Here is a 3,631-nt window from a genome sequence, read left to right on the forward strand (position 1 = left end):
ATTCTGTAAAATTTATTATCAATAATATATTATATTGGATTTTACCAATGCTAGCCTTTGTATTTATAAATATATTATTTAGAGTATCTAGTGTATATTCATTATCATCTATTGAAGTAATTATAAAGACATTAGCACAAGGACTACTACTTGCCTTTATATACTTATATAAGGGGCATTTATTTAATATATTATACAATTCTTCCAGAAGAAAAAGAGAATTTGAAGGGATGTTTGATTAATGGATGTAATCAATAAATATTTTAGACAAAAAGTAGATAAGCTCTCATATATAGACCTTAAAAATGAAAAGTCTGAATACCAAGAACTTGGTATAACAGGTATACCACTACCAATAATACTTGATGAAATGGTAGATGGTATAAATAATGAAAGCTTTAATAATGAAATAGACCTCATATATATAGTAAATGGGATATTATATAATATTGGGGTTGATCCAGAATTTTTATATATTGGAGATTATAAAAAAATACTAAATAATCTATTTCCTAATCCATCAGAATACGCTCTATCAAAGGCTATAAAAATAAGTGAAAGAGAAAATGAAAAAGCTAATGTTTTTTCTAGGGCTGCCTTTTTATTAGATGAGAGAAATGAACTTGCAGCTTATAACTATGCTAGAGTCTTATGGACCTTACAAGATATAAAAGAAGAGGAAAGACATGTATTTGTCGAAGAAGCTGTTAGAATTTTAGAGAGAATTCTTGCTTACAATGAAGAAAATCCTTTAGCTAATTTTGAACTGGCAAACATATTTAGGTCAACAGGTGATTATATAAAGGCTGATTCTTATTTAAAAAGAGTTTTAAATTTTACTGATAATGAAGAACTTAAAAATGAAGCAAGAGACTTAATGCAAAAAATAGCACCAGATGTAGCTGTAGAAAATTCAATTTATTATATAAATAAGATGAATTATCCTAGAGCTTTATCTGAATTAATGACAGCAAGAAAAAATTCTTCTAGATATGATATCCCATACTATATTGCCATTGCCTATATGAACCAAAATCAAATGGATATGGCAGAAAAGTTTTTTGAAGAGGCACTAGATAAGGGAGCAGATTTTGCTTCACTATATACAGATTTAGTTTATGTAAAATATATGCTAAAGAAGGACTTTGAAGCCTTAAATATAGCCAATGAAGCTTTAGAAAATTATCCTTCTGAAATCAAGCTAAGATATAACAGAGCTATTATCTTATCAAGCATGGGACAAGATGATAAGGCGATAGAAGATATTGACTTTATATTGGAGTATGATGATTTATCTGATGAAATGTTTAACCAATTAATGATATTAAAAGAATCTATTTTGGAGAAATAATGACTGTAATAGAAATTTTAACGACTAATAAAAATAAATACAATAGATCTCTACTAATTACTAATAATATCAATAGCAATGCGCCTAGCTTTGAAGAAGTTTACCAGAATAATTTAGATGACGATTTAGCTTTTGTGGAAGCAAAAGATTATTTTTTATTAGAAAAAGAAGGATTTGAAGAAGTTTTTGGAAAATCTCATGGAGTAGATATTCAAGAAAATGATAAAATTTTATTAATAGGTATATAGGAAGCTAAATTTAGCTTCCTATATTAAAATAAATCGGTGGAGAGAATATGAATATGAAAAAGAAGATAATAATTGGATTACTTGTAATAACTTTATTGGTGGCGATGTCTTTTTATTTATTAAGACCTATAAGTGGACAAAAAATATTTGAAGACTTAGATACCGTAAATGTGCTTACAATTTTAAATATGGAAGATAATACAGATAAATTTAATAAACTTTTTACCCAGGCTCAGTCAGATGAGCTAGTAGAAATATTAAAAGAGGGTAGGTATAAAAACACTAGGAATAGAAGTTTTATCGACAAATATTCATACTATTTAGAAGGGGTAGTAAAAGACAAGGATAAGATGTATTTTGCAGATATTTCTTTTGCAAATGGTTTGATGGAATATTCTTTATCTGATAAGTCTACAAAAATAAAACTTGAATATTATAAAGTTGAAAAAGAAACTTATGATAAGTTGATAAATATACTTAATAATCATAAAAATTATAATAAAAAGGAGAACTAATTAGGAGAAGAAAGGATTTTACATGTTTGAAAAGTATGTATATCCCAAGAAGAAAGAAGTAGGTCTTACTTTATTTGTAAAGGCATTTTCTACCTTAATGGGAATTTTAATACCTACAATATTGAAATATATCATAGATGATGCTGTACCATCTGGCCAAAGAAATATGATAATAGGATTAGGTCTGCTTATGATATTTGTATCTTTCCTAGAATGGAGATATTCTATCAAAGCTAATAGGATGGCTGCTAAAACATCATCTGAAATCATACAAGATATAAGACAAGACTTATTTTCAAGGTCTGTGTCATTATCATCTAGACAAATTGATAAGTTGGGAATATCATCAATAGAATCAAGGCTTACATCAGACACTTATACAGTACATAATTTCTTGGGAACAGCCATGAGGATGGGGTCTAGATCAATTATGCTTTTTATTGGTGGTGTTATTTTATGTGTTTTATTAAACTTTGAGCTATCTTTAATTATTGTATTTTTAATTTTCCCAATATTTTTAACTATTAGATTTATATTTAATAAAACTATGCCTATGTGGAGAAACTTACAAAAACGTCATGATGAAATGGTTCAAGTAATTAGGGAATCAATCAAAGGAATTAAGGTTTCCAAAGCTTTAAATAAAGTAGATGATGAAAAAGAAAAGTTTTTTAAAACAAATAAGGCTGTTAGAGATCAAGCTATCAAGGCGGTTGATACCAGTGCCTTAACTTCTCCAATAGTTAACGTATTTCTTGATTCAGGATTAGCTGGTGTGATTATATATGGTGGATCTATGGTTAAATCCGGCGAGATAAAAGTTGGTGTAATTATTGCTTTTATATCATATCTAATGCAAATAGTTAACTCCCTGTTCATGATGAACTGGATGTTTAATATTTATTCTAGGTCAATGATATCAGTAAGAAGAATAGAAGAAATAATATTTATGCCACTTGATGAAAATCAAATAATAGAAAATCCAGTTGACTTACCAGAAAAGAATATAAATGTACCTGAAATAGAATTTAAAAACGTTAGTTTTTCTTATGACCAAGAAGAATACTCACTTAAAGATGTCTCATTTAAAATTTATCCAGGGAATAGTTTTGCAATTATGGGCGCAACAGGTGCTGGTAAATCTACTGTTATTAGACTTTTAATGAGGCAATACGATGTTGACCAAGGTGAGATTTTAATAAGAGGGATCAATATTAAACACCTAAGACATGATGAACTAAATTCTTTGTTTGGATCAGTTTTCCAAAAAGACTTTCTTTTCAAGGGGACTATCAAAGAAAATATTGAATTTGGTAGGCAAATACCTGATGCAGACCTTTATAATGCTACTCTAGCTGCCCAAGCTCATGAATTTATCCAAGAAAAAGATAATAAGATTTTACATGAATTGGCTTCAAAGGGTGTAAACCTATCTGGTGGGCAAAAGCAAAGAGTATTATTGTCAAGAGCCTTTGCGGGAGATCCAGAGATTTTAATATTAGATGATTCTTCCTCAG

4 protein-coding genes and 1 pseudogene are annotated in these 3,631 nt (G+C 28.6%); all 5 read left to right on the forward strand.

Going from position 1 to position 3,631, the window contains the following annotated elements; translation table 11 throughout:
• Nucleotides 1-242: pseudogene (locus tag Q0U66_RS05630) on the forward strand (hypothetical protein); the annotation flags it as partial.
• Nucleotides 242-1,351: a hypothetical protein gene (locus Q0U66_RS05635; protein ID WP_297378521.1), complete on the forward strand. Its 1,110-nt coding sequence runs from the start codon at nucleotides 242-244 to the stop codon at nucleotides 1,349-1,351. The pseudogene Q0U66_RS05630 and the gene Q0U66_RS05635, both read left to right, overlap by 1 nt.
• A complete protein-coding gene (locus Q0U66_RS05640) occupies nucleotides 1,351-1,599 on the forward strand; it encodes a hypothetical protein (protein WP_297378523.1) in 249 nt (82 codons plus the stop codon). The genes Q0U66_RS05635 and Q0U66_RS05640 overlap by 1 nt, the downstream gene beginning before the upstream one ends.
• Before the next feature lie 47 nt (nucleotides 1,600-1,646).
• Nucleotides 1,647-2,114, forward strand: coding sequence for a hypothetical protein (locus Q0U66_RS05645; protein WP_297378526.1), 468 nt, complete (start codon nucleotides 1,647-1,649; stop codon nucleotides 2,112-2,114).
• A gap of 22 nt (nucleotides 2,115-2,136) precedes the next feature.
• Nucleotides 2,137-3,631 (forward strand): ABC transporter ATP-binding protein (locus Q0U66_RS05650; RefSeq protein ID WP_297378529.1); only part of this gene is annotated, 1,495 nt, incomplete at its 3' end.

It is taken from the genome of uncultured Helcococcus sp. (assembly GCF_946998255.1).
In the GTDB taxonomy this organism is placed as follows: Bacteria; Bacillota; Clostridia; order Tissierellales; family Peptoniphilaceae; genus Helcococcus.

What these genes read in the sequence shown, in the direction of transcription:
- Q0U66_RS05635 (WP_297378521.1), top strand. Translation starts at nt 242, where the DNA reads ATGGATGTAATCAATAAATATTTTAGACAAAAAGTAGATAAGCTCTCA.
- Q0U66_RS05640 (WP_297378523.1), top strand. Translation starts at nt 1,351, where the DNA reads ATGACTGTAATAGAAATTTTAACGACTAATAAAAATAAATACAATAGA.
- Q0U66_RS05645 (WP_297378526.1), top strand. Translation starts at nt 1,647, where the DNA reads ATGAATATGAAAAAGAAGATAATAATTGGATTACTTGTAATAACTTTA.